The following is a 19,653-nucleotide window of genomic DNA, read 5'->3' as shown; positions in this document are numbered from 1 at the left end:
CCCCAATAAAGACAACGCCGAGCTCCAGATAAAACCAAGTCGCCTGATTTGGGGCGGCTTCGCCACCCAGCGCGGGGCAAGCCCGCTCACTACAGTTGCCCCGTGCCCTCGGAAGATTCCGTGCTCACAATCAATCGCCGTAGATGTCGGATTTGAAGTACTGCTGCGAAAGCTTCTGGTACTCGCCACTGGCCCGAATGCCATCGATGGCCGCGTTCAACTCGCTGACCAACGCGCTGTTACCCTTGCGCACCGCAATCCCGGCGCCCTCGCCCACGTATTTCGGGTCCTTGAGTTCGGGTCCGACAAACGCGTAGCCCTTGCCACGCGGCATCTGCAGGAAGTCGTTCAACGGGATGGTGTCGGCGAAAATCGCATCCAGCCGCCCTGCCGCCAAGTCCATGTAGATCTCTTCGTTATTGCTGTAGCGCTTGACGTTGATGCCCTTGGGTTCAAATACCTCGGTGGCATAACGATCAGTGGTGGTAGCGCGCTGCACTCCCACCGTCTTGCCTTTAAGGCTGGCGTACTGGTCATCCACCACCGCCCCCTCCTTCATCACCAGCCGAGACGAGGTGAAGTAGTACTTGTGGGTGAAATCCACCGACTTCTTGCGGTCTTCGTTGATAGTCATGGACGACAGGGCCATGTCGATTTTCTTCACCTTGAGGGAAGGAATCAGACCGTCGAACTCACCTTCAACCCACACACACTTGACCTTCATCTGCGCGCACAGCGCATTGCCGATGTCGTAGTCGAACCCGACGATCTTGCCTTCCTCGGTCTTGGACGCGAACGGCGGGTAAGCCGCCTCGATGCCAATGCGCAGGGTTTTCTCGGCGGCCAGTAGATGGCTGGAGGCGATCAGGCCGAGGGCCAGGGCGGTGATGAGGGGAAGTTTCTTCATGAGGGTTTCTCGCAAGTTGTTGTTGGTTTGGCAAGATTGAAGAAAAAGATGAGTCACTTTTTTGTACTTATAATTCCATACTGGACTTTTATGTATTAATCGTCAATCACATCGACTCCCAGGCTGTCAGGTAAATCTTCTCCCGAATCAAATAAAAAATGTCCACGCCCTGCAAAGGGCGTGGACATTTTTGCTCAAGCGTTTATTGCTTGGCGTGTTTCGCCTGGGCTTCAGGCATCGCCGAAGAATGATGATTGAGAATCTTCCACTGGCCACCGACCTGCTCGTAGACAAAGGTGTAGCGCGCTTGCACATGACGGACCTTGCCGCCCGCTTCAGTCAGGGTGAAGGTGTAGACCCCACTGTCCATGGCCACGTTGCTGCCCAGTTGGCGGATCTCACGGTAGTTGATCTGGCCGACGGGCTTGAGCGCCAGGAAGTGATCAAAGTAGTCCTTGATCTGATCCGGGGTGGTGCGCACTTGGTTGGACACAGTGGGCTGCAACACCGCGCCCGGCGCATACAAGTCGACCACCGTTTGCACGTTACCGGTCTGCAAAGCGCTGTTCCAACGGTCAAACAAACCGGCAATCTCGCGGTCTTTGACATTGGCCGGTGCCTGAGCCACGTCGCGGTACACGTACGGGACTGTTTGAGCCGCTTGGACAAACGGGGCGCTCAAGGCGAACATCAGGGCAAGCGTGGCGGTGTTGAACTTCATGGCGATACTCCAGTGGTGGTCCGTGAGCACACTTTGCCAACCCGCCGGCCACCGGACATCGGCCAACCGGGGCCGTTTATCTATGCCATTTGGCAGATGGCGCCCCGTGCGGTTAACGCGGTTTAATAACCGCGCCTGCGCCCGCAGCGTGTGCCCGTACCGGAGCCGAAACATGCAAAACCCGCCACACGACGCCACGCCCCCTGATCCCAACAGCGCCTTGGCTATTCGCGCGCACTATCGGCAATCCGAGAGCCGCACTGCGCGCCTGCGACTGTTGGTCGAGACCGGCCAGGAATTAACCCAACTGAGCCCACACGCCATGCGCGAGAGGGTGCTGGCGCGGGCGTGCGCATTTCTCGCGATGGACCATGGCGTGCTGCAGGAGTGGGACGCCGAGGGCAACGTCAGCACCACCGCCAGCCACGGCAGCCAGGCGCGCTTGGGCAGCCTGACCGGCATTGCTGACCGCCGCTTACGCACGCCCTGCTGGCAGGAGTTGCCGGACGGCGCCCTGCCCAGTGTGTTGCAAGTGCCGTTGCGCGGGGGTGACGGCAATGCCTTCGGCGCCTTGATCCTGGCCAACAGCGTCAGCCTGCGGGCGCCGGATAATGAAGACAGCGAGTCCCTGCAATTGCTCGCCACGCTGCTGGCCGCGCACCTGGAAAACGACCGGCTGCTGACCACCCTCAAGACCCGCGACCGGACCCTGTCGGACCTGGTCAACCAACTGCTGCGTGCCCAGGAAGACGAGCGCAAGCGCGTGGCCTACGACCTGCACGACGGCCTGGCGCAAACCCTCGCCGGCTTGCATCAGCGCCTGCAAGGGTTTGCCGGCCGTTGTCCGACACTGCCAGGCACCTTGGACGCGGACCTGCAGGCGATCCTGGCCCTGGCCCAGCACTCGGTCGGTGAAGGCCGGCAACTGATCGCCGGCCTGCGCCCCACCGTGCTGGATGACTTCGGCTTGTTCAAAGCGCTCGACAAAGAGGCCGACCGCCTGCGCGACGCCGCCATCAGCGTGCAGTGGAGCGCAGGTTACACGGGGCGCTTGCCCAGCCAGGTGGAAATCGCCTTGTTCAGGATCGGCCAGGAAGCGATTAACAACGTCCTCAAGCATTCGCAGGCAAGCCACGTGCAACTGGCCCTGGGACTGCACGAGCACGCTGTCTCATTGCGCGTGAGCGATAACGGCAAAGGCTTTGCCTTCGACCAACCGCTCGACACCCAGGACGCTCAGCATCTGGGCCTGGCCACCATGCAGGAACGCGCGAGCCTGCTGGGTGGCCAGCTCACGTGCACCAGTGCAATCGACTGCGGTACCCAACTGCACGCCCGCGTGCCGGCTCAACTGAATGGAGCGCCGCAATGACCCACGTATTACGCCTGGTACTGGCGGACGATCATGAAGTCACGCGCACGGGGTTCGTCGCGCTGCTGGCCGGTCATCCGCAATTCGAAGTGGTCGGCCAGGCGCGTGACGGCCAGCAAGCGGTAGACCTGTGCGAGCAGTTGCTGCCCGACATCGTCATCCTCGATATTCGTATGCCGGTGCTCAATGGCCTCGGTGCCGCGCGCCTGCTGCAACAACGGCTGCCGGCGCTGAAGGTGGTGATGTTCACCATGGACGACAGCGTTGATCACTTGGAAGCGGCGATGAACGCCGGCGCCGTGGGCTACCTGCTCAAAGACGCCAGCCGTGATGAAGTGATCCATGCACTGCAACAGGTCGCAGCGGGTGAAGAAGCGCTCAATAGCGCCGTCAGCGCACGCTTGCTGCGGCGCATGACCGAGCGCAGCGCAGCAGGCGCCACCCCCACGGAAAACCTCACGCCACGCGAACGCCAGGTGCTGGGGCTGGTGGCGAACGGCAAGAGCAACCGCGAGATAGGTGAACAGCTGGGCATTACCACCGGCACCGCCAAAGCCCATGTGGAACGGGTCATCGGCAAGCTCGGTGCGGCAGATCGCACCCAGGCGGCCGTGCGGGGCATCGCGTTGGGCCTGGTGACACACGCATGAAGGTCTTCTACGCCAGGCGTTGGGCTGACCTGCCGCTACGGGGCAAGGCCCTCGTGGTGATTTCGCTGCCCTTGGTGGTGTTGCTGTTGTCGCTGGTACTGATCTACATCACCGAGCGCCAGACCGCCCGCGCCGAAGAAGACGTGCGCCGTGTACTGCGGGTGCAAGGCGACATCCGCGCCGTGCATACCCTGCTGGCAGAAGCGGCCGCCAGCGTGCGAGGTTACCTGCTGACCCGCCGCGAGGATTTCCTGCCGAGTTACCGCAACGCCAAGCCGCAGATCGAATCGGCCCTGCGCCGGCTCGACGGCAACGTTCGTGATCAACGGGTGCGTGAACAGCTCGCGGCGATCACGCCGCTGATCAACAGCAAAATCGACGGCCTGGAGGACATGCTCGGCGACCCGACCACCAACCAGGCATCGATCACCACGATTCTGGTCAGCAACAAGCACATCCTGGATGCCTTGCGTCAGCACATCGGCACCATGCTCACCCTTGAGGACTCGTTGCTCGCCGAGCGCACCGCAGCCGCGGCCGAAACGCGCCAGCGGCTACTGCTGTCGACCTGGCTGGCCGCCATCTGTGGGCTGTTCGGGGCCATCGTTGCGGTGCTGTTTCTGTCCAAGGGCATTGTCGCGCGCGTGCAGAATGTTCAAGGCAATGCGCAACGCCTGGCATTGGGTCAGCCCCTGCTGCCGCAACCCCCGGAAAACGATGAAATTGGCCAACTGGGCACGCGCCTGGTGGAAGCCGGGATGCTGCTGGCCGAGCGCGAACGCGCGTTGCGCGAGAACGAAGAGCGCCTGCGGCTGATCATCGACGGGGTCAAGGACTACGGGATTTTCGCCCTCGACACGGCGGGCCACGTCACCAGTTGGAATGCCGGTGCCGAGCGGATCAAGGGCTACACCGAGGAGGAAATCCTCGGCCAGCACTTCTCGGTGTTCTACCTGCCGCAGGAATGCCCGCAACACCCGGCCATGGCGTTGGCCGAAGCCACCCGCAACGGTGATTACATGGAAGAAGGCTGGCGCTGCCGCCAGGATGGCACGCGCTTCTGGGCCAGCGTGGTGATCACTGCGCAGTTTGACGCGACCGGCGCATTACGCGGCTTCTCGAAGATCACCCGCGACATTACCGACCGCCGTGCGGCCGAGATTGCGCTGGGCACCGCGCGTGAGGAAGCCGAACGTGCGAGCCGGGCCAAAAGCGAGTTTCTGTCGCGTATGAGCCACGAGCTGCGCACCCCGCTCAACGCGATCCTGGGCTTTGCGCAACTGCTGGACATGGACGCACCGAGCAGCCAGAAGGCACAGATCGGCCACATCCTGCGTGCCGGTCAACACCTGCTGACGCTGATCAACGAAGTGTTGGACATTGCCAAGATCGAAGCCGGGCGCTTGCCGTTGAACATCGAATCGATCCCGTTGGCGATCACGCTGCACGAGGCGCTGACACTGGTGTCGCCCATGGCCTCTGACGCGGGAATCCAGTTGAAACCGGTGCCCGCCCTTGCCGCCGACCTCGGGATTGTTGCTGATCGGCAGCGCCTGACCCAGGTGCTGCTGAACCTGCTGTCCAACGCGATCAAGTACAACCGGCCGCAGGGCCAGGTCAGCATTGAGGTAGAGGTTGAGCCACCGCACCTCCGCGTATCGGTGTGCGACACGGGCAACGGTATTGCCCTGGATAGCCAGGGCCAGTTGTTCAAGCCATTCGAACGCCTGGGGGCCGACCCCAATGTGGAAGGCAGCGGCCTTGGCCTGGCGCTGAGTAAAAGCTTGCTGGAGATGATGCAAGGCAGCCTGAACGTGCAAAGCCAGGTTGGTAGCGGCTCGCGCTTTACCCTGGCGTTACCGTATGCGCGGTTGCCAGAGCCTCAAGGCATGACCGTCGCCGTCATCGAGAGCCCGACGCCGACGCCGGCGCCTGCCCTCGCCTCCCCGGCCACCCAGGGCAAGGTGCTGTGTATCGAAGACAACCTCTCCAGCCTGGCGCTGATCGAAACCTTGCTGCAACGTCGTCCGGGGATAAAGCTGCTCTCCAGCATGCAAGGCCAACTGGGGCTGGACCTGGCCGCGCAGCACGCGCCGCAGTTGATCGTGCTGGACGTGTCGCTACCGGACATCGATGGTTTGAGCGTGCTCAGGCGCCTGCGTCAGTCCGCGATCACGCGCAACACGCCAGTACTGATGATTACCGCCGACGCCAGCACCCTCACCCGCCTGGCCTTGCACGACGCTGGCGCGACGGCGGTGCTGAGCAAGCCGATCAACGTGCCGTCGTTTCTCGCCCACCTTGACCACTGCTTCCCGGAGCCCGTGTGACCACCGACCTGCGTATCCTGATCATCGACGACCAACGCCCCAATCTCGACCTGGTCGAGCAACTGCTCGCGCGCGAGGGTTTGACCAACGTGCTGAGCAGCACCGAGCCGCTGCGCACCCTGGACCTGTTCAACAGCTTCGAGCCGGACCTGGTGATTCTCGACCTGCACATGCCGCAGTTCGACGGGTTCGCGGTGCTGGAACAGCTCAACCGGCGCATCCCGAGCGGCGAATACCTGCCGATCCTAGTGTTGACCGCCGACGCTACCCGCGACACGCGCCTGCGCGCCTTGGCGTTGGGCGCCAGGGACTTCATCAGTAAACCGTTGGACGCGCTGGAAACCATGCTGCGGGTGTGGAACCTGCTGGAAACCCGCATGCTCTACAAGCGGCTGCGCACCTTGGTGCCGGCGGACCAGATTGAATTGCTGCAACGGCGCGACTCGACATCTACCGCACCGAACATCCGCCGCTGCTAGGTCACAAGGTCAGGTCTACAACTGGTCACGCGAGACACCGTTGCTCACGCGAACGATATCCGCCATGACCGCAAGGGCAATCTCTGCCGGGGTCTTGCTGCCAAGTTTCAGGCCAATCGGTGCATGAATGCGGTCAAGGTCCTGCTGCCCTATTCCACCAATACGCTGGACACGCTCCATACGCTTTTCGCTAGTGCGCCTGGAACCCATGGCGCCGATGTAAAACGCCGGAGTCCTGACCGCCTCCAACAACGTCAGATCGTCCATGCGCGGGTCATGCGTCAGGGCCACGATGGCCGTGGCGGCGTGGCAACCCCCTTGAGCAATATAGGTGGCTGGAAACAGCTTGACCAACTCAACGCCCGCCATCGTGAAACCGTCCGTCAACTCGGGTCGCGGGTCGCACACAATCACTTCAAAACCCAACGCCGCTGCAAAACTGGCACAGAACTCCGCCACTGGCGACAGACCGGCAATCAGCAGGCGCTGGGCAGCGCCAATGACGGCGCGAGCCCTCCCTCGCCATACGCTATGGCCTTGCTCGAGCCATGCCAGTGCTTGCTGGATTACCTGAAGGTCTAGATTTTTCATGCGTTGCGAACCGGCCCTCTCAACTCGGACTGTATTGACTTGAGTATGTGGGGTGACGCGCTGGGGCAATTGCCTGATCGAGGGATTTTGTTGCCCAATCCAACGACAAGCCTGAACACGCGGCCTCATATGAGGAATGCCACAGACATGACTTTTTTGCACAACGCTCTGGTGTTTTTGGGCGTTCTGCTCTGATTTATGCGTGCCTATACTCGGCCCAGCCTCTCGGTTCAGCCGAGGGCCAGTCCCACAACAATAATTAAGGACAGCCACCATGACCCAGCCCTTCCTGGCCGCTCGGGATTTTCTACTCGCTCACCGCACCGACTACGCCACCGCCGTACGGGATTTCCGCTGGCCGCAACTGCTCGAATTCAACTGGGCCCGGGACTATTTCGACGCCTTGGCGGAGGGCAATGCGGCCAATGCGCTGTGGATCGTCGAGGAAGACGGCAGCGAGCAGCGCTACAGCTTCGAGCAACTGGCCGCACGTTCGAACCAAGTGGCCAACCACCTTCGCGCCCACGGGGTTGGGCGCGGTGATCGCGTACTGCTGATGCTCGGCAATGATGTGGCGCTTTGGGAAACCATGCTCGCCGCCTTCAAGCTCGGTGCAGTGGTCATCCCCGCCACCGCCCTGCTGAATGCCGACGACCTGCGTGACCGTATTGAGCGCGGGCAGGTTCGTCACTTGGTGGTCGGCGAGGCACATGTGAGCAAATTCGCCGGGCTGGCTGAAGGCTGCAGCCGCATCTGCGTGGGTTCGGCGCCTGCCGGCTGGGTCGCACACAGCGCCGCCTATGAATATCCCGAGCAGTTCGAAGCCGAAGGCCGCACCCTGGCCACCGACCCGATGCTGCTGTATTTCACCTCGGGCACCACATCAAAACCGAAGATGGTGTTGCACAGCCACCAGAGCTACCCGGTGGGCCATCTGTCGACGATGTACTGGATCGGCCTGCAGCCGGGCGACCTGCACCTAAATATTTCCTCACCGGGGTGGGCCAAGCATGCTTGGAGCTGCCTGTTTGCGCCGTGGAACGCCGGCGTCTGCATTTTTATCCATAACGTCGCGCGGTTTAGCGCGCCGGCCTTGCTCAGTGCATTGGAACGTTACGGCGTAACCAGCCTGTGCGCGCCGCCCACCGTGTGGCGCATGCTGATCCAGGAAGATCTGGCCAGCTACAAATCGCGCCTGAACCTGCGCGAACTGGTCGGCGCCGGTGAGCCACTGAACCCGGAAATCATCGAGCAGATCCAGCAGGCCTGGGGGTTGCCGCTGCGTGATGGTTTCGGTCAGTCGGAAACCACGGCGCTGGTGGGCAACACTCCTGGGCAGTTGCTCAAGCCAGGCTCCATGGGCCGCCCGCTGCCGGGCTATCACGTGGCCCTGCTCGACCCGGATGGCAACCCCGCCAATGAAGGCGAAGTCGCCCTGCCTCTGGACGTGCGCCCGCTCGGCCTGATGCTGGGCTACGAAGACAGCCCGGAAAAAACTGCAGAAGTCATGCGTGACGGCTATTACCGCACCGGCGACACCGCGCAAATCGACGCCGACGGCTACATCACTTTCGTGGGCCGCGCCGACGATGTGTTCAAGGCCTCCGACTACCGCATCAGCCCATTCGAGCTGGAAAGCGCATTGATCGAACACCCGGCAGTGATGGAAGTGGCCGTAGTGCCCAGCCCCGATCCCGTGCGCCTCGCCGTGCCCAAGGCATTCCTGATCCTGGCCCATGATGCCCCCGGCAGCGCCGAGCTGGCCCGGCATATCCTTGCCTTTGCCCGCGAACACCTAGCGCCCTACAAGCGGGTGCGACGTATCGAGTTCGTCACCGAGCTGCCCAAGACCATTTCCGGCAAGATCCGCCGCGTTGAACTGCGCCAGATGGAGGTACTGCGTCGTCAGAGCGATACACGCGGCGAGCAGGAACACTTCGAGGAAGATTTCGCATAAAAAAGCCCGGTGACACACGCGGATGTGTCACCGGGCAAAGCGAAGCGACCAAGCTTCAGAAACGCGGTTTCACAGTCTTCCAATCCGGCTGGTAACGCTGCATCTGTTTTACGTCGTCGCGCTGGCGAATGCCGCAACTGAGGTACTGGTCATGCAGCTTGCCCAGTTGGTCATGGTCAAGTTCCAGGCCCAGGCCCGGTGCACGGGTAATCGTCACGCAGCCATCGACAATCGGCACCTTGCCACCCTTGATGACTTCCTCGTCCGGCTCCTGCCAGGGGTAATGGGTGTCGCAAGCGTAATCAAGGTTGGGCACCGACGCAGCCACATGGGCCATCGCCATCAGGCTGATGCCCAGGTGTGAATTGGAGTGCATCGACACGCCCAGGCCGAAGGTCTGGCACATCTTGGCCAACACCTGGGTGTCGCGCAGGCCGCCCCAGTAGTGGTGATCGGCGAGGACGATCTGCACGCTGTTCAGCGCTACGCTACGGCGGAATTCGTCGAAATCGGTGACCACCATATTGGTCGCCAGCGGGAGGCCGGTGCGTTTGTGCAGCTCGGCCATGCCGTCCAGGCCCGGGGTCGGGTCTTCGTAATACTGCAGGTCATCGCCCAGCAGTTCAGCCATGCGAATCGAGGTTTCCAGCGACCAATTGCCATTCGGGTCGATGCGCAGCGGCACGCCGGGGAAAGCTTTTTTCAGCGCCTTGATGCAGCGCACCTCATGTTCCGGTTCCAGCGCGCCGGCCTTGAGCTTGATGCTTTTGAAGCCGTAGGCTTCGATCATCCGCCGGGCCTGGGCGACGATCTGCTCTTCGTTGAGCGCTTCGCCCCAGCTGTCGGGCTTGTAGGGCGAGTCGATGTGTTCGGCGTACTTGAAAAACAAGTAGGCACTGAACGGGATCCGGTCGCGGATCGCCCCACCGAGCAAGTCCACCAGCGGCACGTTCAAGGCGTGGGCCTGGAGGTCGAGCAAGGCCACTTCGAACGCCGAATAGGCATTGCTCACGGCCTTGCTGGCGTGGGAGCCCGGCGCCAGTTCTGCGCCGCTGAGGCTCACGGGCTTGTGCGCGGCCACCGTGGCCTGGACGATTGCACGCAGCCCGTTCAGGTTGAAGGGATCGAGGCCGATCAGTTGCGGCTGCACCTGTTGCTGGATCGCCAGCGCCGGGGCATCGCCGTAGCTTTCGCCAAGGCCGATGTAGCCGGTGTCGCTCTCGACCTCGATGATCGAGCGCAGCGCGAAGGCTTCGTGGATACCGCTGGCGTTAAGCAGCGGCGGGTCGCGAAAGGCAATGGGCGTGACGGTAACGCGGACGATTTTCAAGAGGCTGCTCCCTGTGGGCCTGGACGCGAAGCGTGCTGATGTGTAGTCGGTGTGGGGGGCACGGTGCCCCTTGGTGCGGTGCGCGCAAAAAACACCACCACCGCCGCCACCAGGGAGGTAGCGGCCAGGCCATACAGCCCGCCTTCGATGGAGCCGGTGGTCTGTTCCAGCAAACCAAAGGTGGTGGGGGCGACAAAGCCTCCCAGGTTGCCGACCGAATTGATCAAGGCAATCACCGCCGCGGCGATCCGGGCATCCAGATAACCCTGGGGAATTGGCCAGAACAAGGCAGAGGCGGCCTTGAAGCCAATCGCGGCAAAACAGATGGCGACAAAGGCGAACACCGGCCCGCCGGTGGTAGACATGAACATACCGAACGCGGCAATCACCAGCATCAGCGCAACCCATGCCTGCTGGTGCTTCCATTTGCTGGCGAGGGCGGCGAAACCGTACATGGCGACGATGGAAATCAACCAGGGAATCGAATTGAACAAGCCCACCTGGAAGTCGCCCAGGTTGCCCATTTTCTTGATCATGCTGGGCAGCCAGAAGGTGGCGCCATAGATGGTCAGGGCGATGGAAAAGTAAATAAAGCAAAACAGCGCGATTTGTCTGTCGGCGAGCAGCTTGAACATCGAGGGTCGGACAGTCCGGACGGCTTCACGCGCTAGCTGTTCCGCCTCGATGGCACTCACCAACGCGTGTTTTTCCTCTGCGCTGAGCCATGTCGCCTGATCGGGACGGGACTGCAACCAGAACCATACAAAGCCACAGAGCACGATCGAGGCAAACCCTTCAATCAGAAACATCCACTGCCAGCCATGCAGGCTAAAACCATTGATGTGCAGCAAGGCCCCCGACACCGGGCCGGAAATCACCGAGGCAATGGCAGAGCCGCTGAGGAAAATCGCCATGGCCTTGCCGCGCTCGGAGGCTGGCAGCCACTGCGTGAAGTAGTAGATGACACCGGGAAAAAAACCGGCCTCGGCGGCGCCGAGGACAAAACGCAGGACATAAAAACTGGTTTCACCTTTGACGAAGGCCATGGCCATCGCGGCCGCGCCCCAGGTGAACATGATGCGCGTCAGCCAGGCCCTTGCGCCGTAGCGCTGCAGGAGCAGGTTGGACGGCACTTCAAAGATCGCGTAGCCAATGAAGAACAAACCGGCACCGAGGCCGTAGGCGGCCGCGCCAATGCCCAGGTCGATCTCCAAATGGCTGCGCACAAAGCCAATGTTGACCCGGTCGATGTAGTTGACGATGAACATCACCACAAATAATGGCAGTACATGACGCTTGACCTTGGTGGCCGCACGGGCGAGCACGGTCGGGTCTGGCGGATTCTGAACAGTGTCCAAGGGCAACTCCCAATCATTGTTTTTTTAGGGACGCGTTGATCATGGACGTCGGGCATTGATCCCGTCTAATCTAACTTGGCATCCGATTGATACCTGGATTAGATCAATGTTCGAACTCACTCAACTGCGTTGCTTCACCACTGTGGCCACCGAGCTGAATTTTCGGCGCGCGGCCGAACGGCTGAACATGACCCAGCCGCCGCTCAGCCGACAGATCCAATTGCTGGAACATCACTTGGGGGTCGAACTGTTTGCCCGCACCACCCGCAGCGTTGCCCTCACCGCCGCCGGCCGCGCCTTTTTTATCGAGGCGCAGAACTTGCTGGAACGTGCCCAGCAAGCGGCGGTGACGGCGCGTCGCTTCGCTGAGGGCGATATCGGCACGGTCAATATCAGCTTCGTCGGCAGCGCGGTGTACGAGTTTTTGCCACGCGTGATCGCCGAGGCGCGGCTCCGGCAGCCCCAGGTGAAGATCGACCTGTCAGAGATGAACACCTACCAGCAATATGAAGCGCTGCGCGCCCGCCGGATCGACCTGGGGATTGTCCGCGCGCCGCTGCTGGAGCCGGGCTACGCCACCGAATGCCTGGTGCGCGAGCCCTTCGTGCTGGCAGTTCCCAGCAGCCATCGGTTGGCCAATGCCGAGACGGTCAGCGTGCACGACTTGGACGCCCAGCCCTTCCTGATGTACGCCCACTCGGCCTACCCGCCGTTCAACGAACTGCTCACCGGCCTGCTGCGCTCAGCGCGCGTTGCTCCGGAGTTTGTGCAGTGGCTGGGGTCATCCCTGACCATCCTGGCGCTGGTCAATGCCGGTATGGGCCTGGCACTGGTGCCGCGTTGCGCCAGCAGTGTGGTGTTCAAGAACGTGGTGTTCCGCGATATCGACTTGGGCGAAGGGGCGCAAAGTGAGCTGCATTTGATCTGGCGCGAGAACAACGACAACCCGGCGTTTGCAATGTTGCTGGACGGGATTCGCAGTGCGGTACGTCAAGAATGGGATCAGGCACGCTAGCTCAATCCTCTTGAATACTTGCCTGATCCTCCGACTTCTCGGATTTCGGATAGATAGCCCTTGCACCGTGGTCTAGAGTTCGACAATGAGCGGCCGCCGCAACCTCATACTAAAAATGGCCGCATACACCGATGATCAGCAGGTGAGCCATGGAATTACGAATCAACCAGAAAACCTATCAGGTCGAAGCCGACGCCGACACGCCACTGCTATGGGTGATCCGCGACGACCTGGGCCTGACCGGCACCAAATACGGCTGCGGCCTGGCCCAGTGCGGGGCCTGCTCGGTGCTGGTGGACGGTAATGTGGTGCGCTCGTGTGTCACGCCAGTGGCCGGCGTGGTCGGGCGTGAAATCACCACCATCGAAGCGATTGAAGACGATGAGGTGGGCAAGCGTGTGGTCGCGACCTGGGTCGAGCATCAGGTGGCGCAATGCGGGTATTGCCAGTCCGGGCAGGTAATGGCCGCGACTGCGCTGCTCAAGCACACCCCCGCCCCTAGCAAGGCGCAGATCGACGCGGCGATGATCAACCTGTGTCGTTGCGGCACCTATAACGCCATCCATGCGGCGGTCGACGCACTGGCCAAGCAGGAGAGCGTCTGATGAGCATCCTCAATGAACTGCTCGAAGCACCGGTAAACCTGTCGCGCCGCCGCTTCCTGGCGAGCACGGCGGTGGGCGCGCTGGTGATCGGTTTCGGCCTGCCGCTTGGCGCGTCGAGGGTGCAGGCGGCCACGGCCAACGCGGCAGAACGTGGCACTCAGGTGCCGGCGTTTCTTGAAATTCGCCCGGACGGCACGGTGCGCCTGCTCAGTCCGTTCATGGAAGGCGGACAAGGCACCCACACCGCCATGGCGCAGATTGTCGGCGAAGAGCTGGATGCCGACCCCGCTACGTTTATCGTCGAAGCCGCGCCACCCGGCGAAGCGTATGTGGTGATGGACAACGGCCTGCGCATCACCGGCGGCAGCATGTCGGTGCGCATGAGCTACCCGACCATGCGCCGCCTGGGCGCCCTCGCCCGCGCGATGCTGCTGCAAGCCGGTGCCGCGCAGTTGGGTGTACCGGTTGCCGAACTGACCACCCAGCCTGGCCGGGTGGTACATACGGCTTCCGGCCGTTCGTTGGGCTACGGCGAATTGGCCAGTCGCGCCCTGGACATGCCGGTGCCCGACCCGGCCAGCATCACGCTGCGCGACCCAAGCCAGTTCCGCTGGATCGGCAAGCCGGTCAAACGCCTGGATGCCTACGACAAATCCACCGGCAAGGCGCAATACAGCATCGACCTGAAAGTCGACGGCATGCTTCACGCGGCTGTGCAGCATGCGCCACGCCTGGGCATGACCGTGGGCAGCCTGCGTAACCAGTCACACGTGCAAGCCATGAAAGGCGTGCATTCGGTGCACGTGCTCCCCGGCGCAGTGGCGGTGGTGGCTGAACGTTGGTGGCACGCCAAGCGTGCGGTTGAAGCGGTCCAGGTCGACTGGCAAGAAGCGGCTGCCGACTCGACACTGCGCGTCATGCCGGCGGACTTCTCCAGCGACAAGCACCGCGACTTCCTCGCCGCTCAGCAAGGCCCGGCCCGTGACGACGAAAATGAAGGTGACGTGGCGGCCGCACTGTCAGGCGCCAAGACCAAAATCGAAGCGACGTATCACAACCAGTACCTCAACCACGCCCAGTTGGAACCGCCATCCGCCCTCGCACGCTTCAACCCCGATGGCACTCTGGAGATCTGGCTGCCTAACCAGGCGCCGGACATGTTCCGCGCCGACATCGCCAAGCGCACCGGCCTCGACCTCGACAAAATCACCCTGCACTCGCCATTGCTGGGGGGCTTTTTTGGGCGGCACTTCTTGTATGACTCGGCCAACCCCTACCCGCAGGCCATTGCGCTGGCCAAGGCAGTGGGGCGTCCGATCAAGCTGATCTGGAGCCGTGAAGAAGAATTCCTGCGCGACGTGCTGCGCCCGGTGGCCGTGGTCAAGTTCCGTGCCGCACTGGATGACAAAGGCTTCCCGGTGGCCATCGAAGCGGTCAGCGCGACCGAAGGCCCGACCGAAGCGCTTGCCGGCAAACAGGGCGATAAAATCGACCCCACGGCCCTCGAAGGGTTGTCGGGCAAGTCCTACACCATTCCCAACAAACGCATCGCGCAGATCTACGTCAAAGGCGCGCCCATGCTCGGCTATTGGCGTTCGGTGGGCAACTCGCTCAACGACTTCTTCTATGAGTCGTTTCTCGACGAGCTGGCGGACAAAGGCGGACATGATCCCTATGAGCTGCGCTTGCATTTGCTGCGCGACAACCCACGGCTGACCACGTTGCTGCAAGTGGCGGGTGAATTGTCCGGTGGCTGGAAGCGTGGCCCCTTCACCGCCGAGGACGGCACCCGACGCGCTCGCGGCGTGGCCATGGCCTCGCCGTTCGGCTCCCACACGGCAGCGATCGCCGAAGTGTCCATCGAGAATGGGAAGGTCAAGGTGCACGATATCTGGCAGGCCATCGACCCGGGCAGCATCGTCAACCCGGCGATTGTCGAGGCGCAGGTCAATGGTGCCGTGGCGTTGGGCTTGTCCCAGACCTTGCTGGAAGAAGCGGTGTACGTGGATGGAAAACCACGGGCGCGCAACTACGACCTGTACCCGATCCTGGCGCCCGCACAGATGGCGCGGGTGCATGTACGGGTGGTCGAGAGTGGCGAAAAAATGGGCGGTATCGGCGAGCCGCCGTTGCCCGCCGTGGCACCGGCCGTGGCCAATGCGGTGGCGCAGTTGACGGGCCAGCGCGTGCGCAGCCTGCCTTTGAGCCGACACACTTTCAGCTGACCCTCAGGAAACGCCCATGAACAACCGTCGATTCGCAAGAACCGCAGGCTGGCTGGCGCTGCCCTGCCTGGTCGCCGCAGGCCTGCTGGCCTGGTATGTCACCCGTGAACCTGCTACTGCGTTCGAACAGGAACAGGCGGGTGCCAGCTTCGAACCCGCCTTGGTCAGCCGTGGCGAGTATGTCGCCCGCCTCAGCGATTGCGTGGCCTGCCACAGTTTGGCAGGCAAGGCGCCGTTCGCCGGAGGGCTGGAAATGGCCACGCCGTTGGGGGCGATTCACGCCACCAACATCACGCCGGACAAAAACACCGGGATCGGCACTTACAGCCTGGCTGACTTCGACCGCGCAGTGCGCCATGGCGTGGCGCCGGGTGGGCGACGGCTGTACCCGGCCATGCCCTACCCGTCCTACGTAAAACTCAGCGATGACGACATAAAAGCGCTGTACGCGTTCTTCATGCAGGGCATACAGCCGGCCAACCAACCGAATATCCCCAGCGATATTCCCTGGCCGTTGAATATGCGCTGGCCCATCGCACTGTGGAACGGCGTGTTCGCCCCAACCGCTACCTATGCAGCCAAGCCAGACCAGGACGCGCTGTGGAACCGCGGCGCCTATATCGTCCAGGGCCCCGGCCACTGCGGCAGCTGCCACACACCACGCGGCCTGGCCTTTAACGAAAAAGCCCTGGATGAATCCGGCAAGCCGTTCCTCGCCGGCGCCCTGCTCGACGGCTGGTACGCACCGAGCCTGCGCCAGGACCCCAACACCGGGCTGGGACGCTGGACTGAGCCGCAGATCGTGCAGTTCCTCAAGACCGGGCGTAACGCGCATGCAGTGGTCTATGGCTCAATGACCGAAGCCTTCAACAATTCCACGCAGTTCATGCAGGACGACGACTTGGCCGCCATCGCGCGCTATCTCAAGTCGCTGCCTGGCGACCCGCAGCGCGACGGCACGCCCTGGCAGTATCAGGCGGTGAGCACGAACCAGGACGTCCCCGGCGCCCGCACTTACGCGACCCGTTGCGCCTCGTGCCATGGCCTGGACGGCAAGGGCCAGCCCGAGTGGATGCCGCCCCTGGCCGGCGCCACGTCGGCACTGGCCAAGGAAAGCGCCTCCGCGATCAACATCACCCTCAACGGCTCGCAACGCGTGGTCGCCGCCGGCGTACCCGACGCCTACCGCATGCCGGCGTTTCGCGAGCAATTGTCCGACCAGGAAATTGCTGAGGTGCTGAGCTACGTGCGCGGCACCTGGGGTAATAACGGCGGTGCGGTTGAGGCGAAGGCGGTGGGCAAGTTGCGCGGGCATACCGACCCGGCGAGCAGCAGCCCGATCATCCTGCATATGCGCTGAATTCAGGACTTCAGGTTCTTCACGCTGGCAAACGTTGCCTCGCCCCGCGCCTGCTCCAACACGTTCATGGGCGCGGGCGCAGGCAACGCGTGCAGCACCGGCTTGAGCACGACGGATCGCTCGCTGTCCGTGACTGAACGCTCATCGCTGGGCGGTACGCCGAAGTATTCGCGGTAGCACTTGGAAAAGTGCGGCGTGGACACAAAGCCACAAAGCACGGCCAATTCCACGATTGAAATGGGTGTCTGCTTGAGCAACTGCCGCGCACGGATCAGCCGCAGCCTGAGGTAATAGCGCGAAGGCGAACAGTGCAGGTACTTCTGGAACATGCGCTCAAGTTGGCGACGCGACAACGCGACATACGCGGCCAGCTCGTCCAAGTTGATCGGTTCCTCCAAGTTCGCCTCCATCAAGGCCACGATTTCCTGCAACTTGGGTTGCTGGGTGCCCAGCATATGCTTGAGGGGCACGCGCTGATGGTCCTGCTCGTTGCGGATCCGCTCGTACACAAACATGTCGGAAATGGCCGCCGACAGCTCATGCCCGTGATCCCGACCGATCAAGTGCAGCATCATGTCCAAGGGCGCGGTACCGCCCGAGCTGGTGAGACGGTCCCGGTCGAGGCTGAACAGGCTGGAACTGACAGTCACCCGTGGGAAGGCCTCCTGCATGGCGGCCAACCACTCCCAATGCACGCTGCATTCATAGCCATCCAGCAAGCCGGCCCGCGCCAACACAAAGCTACCGGTACAAATACCGCCCAGTCGCTTGGCGTAACGCGCCTGGCTGCGCAACCACTTGACCAGCTCGCCAGTCACGGTGCCCTGGATGCCGATGCCGCCACAGACAATCACAATGTCGGCTGGCGGCACGCCGAGTATCGAACCGTCAGGCGTGATGGGCACGCCGTCACTGGCCCACACAGGGTTGCCGTCCGGGCTCGCGGTATGCCACTTGTAAAGCTCCTGGCCGGACAGCTGATTGGCCATGCGCAACGGCTCGACTGCAGCCGCCAGTGACATCAAGGTGAACTGGTCCAGCAACACGAAAACGATGCTGCTGACAGGACGGGCACTCATGGCTGCGAAGCTGCGGCCACTGTTTTTTGCGCGCGTTCAGGCTGCCGCGCGGTGAGCAAGCCGATCAGGGAAATTATCAAGGCCAGGCCGATTGTCGAGGACACTTCAGAACGGTGCTCGGGGGTCACCAGCATCACCGTCAATGCGGTACAGATGAACGCAATGACCAACCAGGTCAGCCACGGAAACAGCCACATCTGGAAGGTCAGCGTGACGTTGCGCTGCCGTAGGATCTTGCGCATGCGCAACTGGGAAATGGCGATCACCAGGTACACCAGCAAGGCGATGGCGCCCGAACTGGCCAGCAGGAACTGGAACAGCCCGGCCGGCGCGAAGTAGCTGAACAGAGTCACTCCCGCGCCCAGGATCGTGCTGGCAATCACCGCCGCCCTCGGCACGCTCGCCGCCGAAGTCTTCCTCATCAGCTTGGGTGCGTCGCCCCGCTTGCCCAGGGAAAACAGCATGCGCGAGGCGATGTAGATCGAGGAATTCATGCAACTGGCCACGGCGATCAACACCACCCCATCCACCAGCAGTTTGGCGTGGGGAATGTTCATCAGCTCCAGCGCCCGTTGATACGAGCCTACAGACGCCAACAGCGGGTCATTCCATGGCACCACGGAAATCACCACGAAAATCGACAACAGGTAGAACACGCCGATGCGCCACATCACCGAGCGCGTGGCCCGGGCGATGTTCTGCGCCGGGTTGCTGGATTCGGCCGCTGCGATGGTGACCGCTTCGGTGCCGATGAAACTGAACATGATCGTGATGAAAGCCCCGACCACTGCCGACAGCCCGTTAGGCGCAAAACCGCCATGGTCCTCCATCAATCGGCTCAAGCCACTGGCCTCCCGCTCGGGAATCCAGCCCATCAACACCGCGAAGCCCAGACCGATGAAGCCGATGATCGCAATCACTTTCGCCATGGCGAACCAAAACTCGAACTCACCGTACTTGGACACGCTGAACAGATTGGTGACCACCAACAAAAAGATCGACAGCAAGGCAAACAGCCAAGCGTCGATCTGTGGGAACCACTGGTTGAGAATATGCCCGGCGGCCAGGGCTTCGATGGGGATCACCAGCACCCAGAACCACCAGTACAACCAACCGATGGTGAACCCGGCCCAGCGGCCGATGGCCTGGTCGGCATAGGTCGAGAATGACCCTGTATCGGGGTTGGCCACCGCCATCTCCCCCAACATGCGCATGACCAGCACCACCAGCGTGCCGGAGAACAGATAGGCCAGCAGCACTGCCGGCCCAGCCGCGGCGATCGCGTGTCCGGAACCGACGAACAACCCCGCGCCGATGATGCCCGCAATGGAAAGCATGGTGACATGACGCGGCTTGAAGCCCTGCGCCAACTGGCCGTTCGAATCGTTGGAATTCAGGCTATTCATTGTTTTTGTTGTTCTCGGTGATCGACGTCAGGGCGTACTGACTGAAGGGTCAGGCGATCATCATTTCTTAATGATGGGTCACCTTACGCGGCCTGACTTTCCTGAAAACAGCCTGAAAGCGGCAGGGATTGGTCTGATATCGACATCGGTGCGGGGCCTGCGTTTATACCGCTCTGTTATGGGCAGACTCTCGCGGAGCCCCGGCGTGTTCGCCTTGCTGATTGTCGACAACGTTCATGACCACTTGGTGCTCCCTGCTCCACACCAC

General features: G+C 62.2%; 15 protein-coding genes and 1 pseudogene. 9 read left to right on the top strand and 7 right to left on the bottom strand.

Features of this window, described 5'->3' with window-relative positions:
• Positions 1-130: 130 nt before the first annotated feature.
• Both HU722_RS11745 and HU722_RS11740 read right to left on the bottom strand, forming a co-directional pair.
• The gene (locus tag HU722_RS11745; RefSeq protein WP_065889343.1) at positions 131-907 is read right to left on the bottom strand and encodes an ABC transporter substrate-binding protein; all 777 of its coding nucleotides are present in this window, start codon (positions 905-907) and stop codon (positions 131-133) included.
• Positions 908-1,109: 202 nt separating this feature from the next.
• Positions 1,110-1,628, bottom strand: coding sequence for an SgcJ/EcaC family oxidoreductase (locus HU722_RS11740; RefSeq protein WP_065876270.1), 519 nt, complete (start codon positions 1,626-1,628; stop codon positions 1,110-1,112).
• 172 nt (positions 1,629-1,800) lie between these two features.
• Here HU722_RS11740 and HU722_RS11735 point away from each other — a divergent pair, with 172 nt between their 5' ends.
• The 4 genes from HU722_RS11735 to HU722_RS11720 are packed head-to-tail and all read left to right on the top strand — an operon-like array spanning position 1,801 to position 6,459.
• Complete coding sequence (locus tag HU722_RS11735; protein ID WP_065876271.1) at positions 1,801-3,000, top strand: sensor histidine kinase; 1,200 nt, start codon at positions 1,801-1,803, stop codon at positions 2,998-3,000.
• Positions 2,997-3,650, top strand: a complete 654-nt coding sequence (locus HU722_RS11730; RefSeq protein ID WP_049708890.1) for a response regulator — start codon at positions 2,997-2,999, stop codon at positions 3,648-3,650. The genes HU722_RS11735 and HU722_RS11730 overlap by 4 nt, the downstream gene beginning before the upstream one ends.
• Complete coding sequence (locus HU722_RS11725) at positions 3,647-5,980, top strand: ATP-binding protein (protein WP_065876272.1); 2,334 nt, start codon at positions 3,647-3,649, stop codon at positions 5,978-5,980. Before HU722_RS11730 ends, HU722_RS11725 begins: the two co-directional genes overlap by 4 nt.
• Positions 5,977-6,459, top strand: coding sequence for a response regulator (locus HU722_RS11720; protein ID WP_049708892.1), 483 nt, complete (start codon positions 5,977-5,979; stop codon positions 6,457-6,459). Before HU722_RS11725 ends, HU722_RS11720 begins: the two co-directional genes overlap by 4 nt.
• A 15-nt stretch (positions 6,460-6,474) precedes the next feature.
• Here the strand turns inward: HU722_RS11720 and HU722_RS28830 are convergent.
• Positions 6,475-6,960, bottom strand: a pseudogene (locus tag HU722_RS28830) (XdhC family protein); the annotation flags it as partial.
• A 364-nt stretch (positions 6,961-7,324) separates the two neighbouring features.
• Between HU722_RS28830 and HU722_RS11710 the strand changes: the two are divergent.
• A complete protein-coding gene (locus HU722_RS11710) occupies positions 7,325-9,007 on the top strand; it encodes an AMP-binding protein (RefSeq protein ID WP_186753046.1) in 1,683 nt (560 codons plus the stop codon).
• A gap of 55 nt (positions 9,008-9,062) precedes the next feature.
• Here HU722_RS11710 and HU722_RS11705 read toward each other — a convergent pair whose 3' ends face one another.
• Positions 9,063-10,337, bottom strand: a complete 1,275-nt coding sequence (locus HU722_RS11705; protein ID WP_065876274.1) for a glucarate dehydratase family protein — start codon at positions 10,335-10,337, stop codon at positions 9,063-9,065.
• Positions 10,334-11,695: an MFS transporter gene (locus HU722_RS11700; protein WP_065876295.1), complete on the bottom strand. Its 1,362-nt coding sequence runs from the start codon at positions 11,693-11,695 to the stop codon at positions 10,334-10,336. Before HU722_RS11700 ends, HU722_RS11705 begins: the two co-directional genes overlap by 4 nt.
• Positions 11,696-11,801: 106 nt before the next feature.
• On the opposite strand from HU722_RS11700, the gene HU722_RS11695 reads away from it, so the two are divergent.
• The 4 genes from HU722_RS11695 to HU722_RS11680 all read left to right on the top strand — a co-directional run bounded on the left by HU722_RS11695 (position 11,802) and on the right by HU722_RS11680 (position 16,900).
• On the top strand, positions 11,802-12,710 hold the full coding sequence (locus HU722_RS11695) for a LysR family transcriptional regulator (protein WP_065876275.1): 909 nt from the start codon (positions 11,802-11,804) through the stop codon (positions 12,708-12,710).
• 149 nt (positions 12,711-12,859) lie between these two features.
• Positions 12,860-13,315, top strand: a complete 456-nt coding sequence (locus HU722_RS11690; protein ID WP_065876276.1) for a (2Fe-2S)-binding protein — start codon at positions 12,860-12,862, stop codon at positions 13,313-13,315.
• On the top strand, positions 13,315-15,540 hold the full coding sequence (locus HU722_RS11685; protein ID WP_065876277.1) for a xanthine dehydrogenase family protein molybdopterin-binding subunit: 2,226 nt from the start codon (positions 13,315-13,317) through the stop codon (positions 15,538-15,540). Before HU722_RS11690 ends, HU722_RS11685 begins: the two co-directional genes overlap by 1 nt.
• A gap of 16 nt (positions 15,541-15,556) precedes the next feature.
• Entirely contained in the window at positions 15,557-16,900 is a 1,344-nt protein-coding gene (locus HU722_RS11680) for a c-type cytochrome (protein WP_065876278.1), read from the top strand.
• Between the two features lie 2 nt (positions 16,901-16,902).
• On the opposite strand, the gene gbdR is transcribed toward HU722_RS11680, so the two are convergent.
• Together gbdR and gabP are read right to left on the bottom strand one after the other, a co-directional pair.
• The gene (gene gbdR, locus HU722_RS11675) at positions 16,903-17,979 is read right to left on the bottom strand and encodes a choline metabolism transcriptional regulator GbdR (protein ID WP_065876279.1); all 1,077 of its coding nucleotides are present in this window, start codon (positions 17,977-17,979) and stop codon (positions 16,903-16,905) included.
• Positions 17,976-19,385 carry a GABA permease gene (gene gabP / locus HU722_RS11670; RefSeq protein ID WP_065876280.1) on the bottom strand — a complete coding sequence of 470 codons (1,410 nt, stop codon included), beginning with the start codon at positions 19,383-19,385 and terminating at the stop codon, positions 17,976-17,978. Before gabP ends, gbdR begins: the two co-directional genes overlap by 4 nt.
• Between the last annotated feature and the right edge of the window lie 268 nt (positions 19,386-19,653).

It is taken from the genome of Pseudomonas tritici (assembly GCF_014268275.3).
In the GTDB taxonomy this organism is placed as follows: Bacteria; Pseudomonadota; Gammaproteobacteria; order Pseudomonadales; family Pseudomonadaceae; genus Aquipseudomonas; species Aquipseudomonas tritici.
Note: the sequence above shows the minus strand (reverse complement) of the source record. Positions and strands in the feature narration are given on the sequence as shown.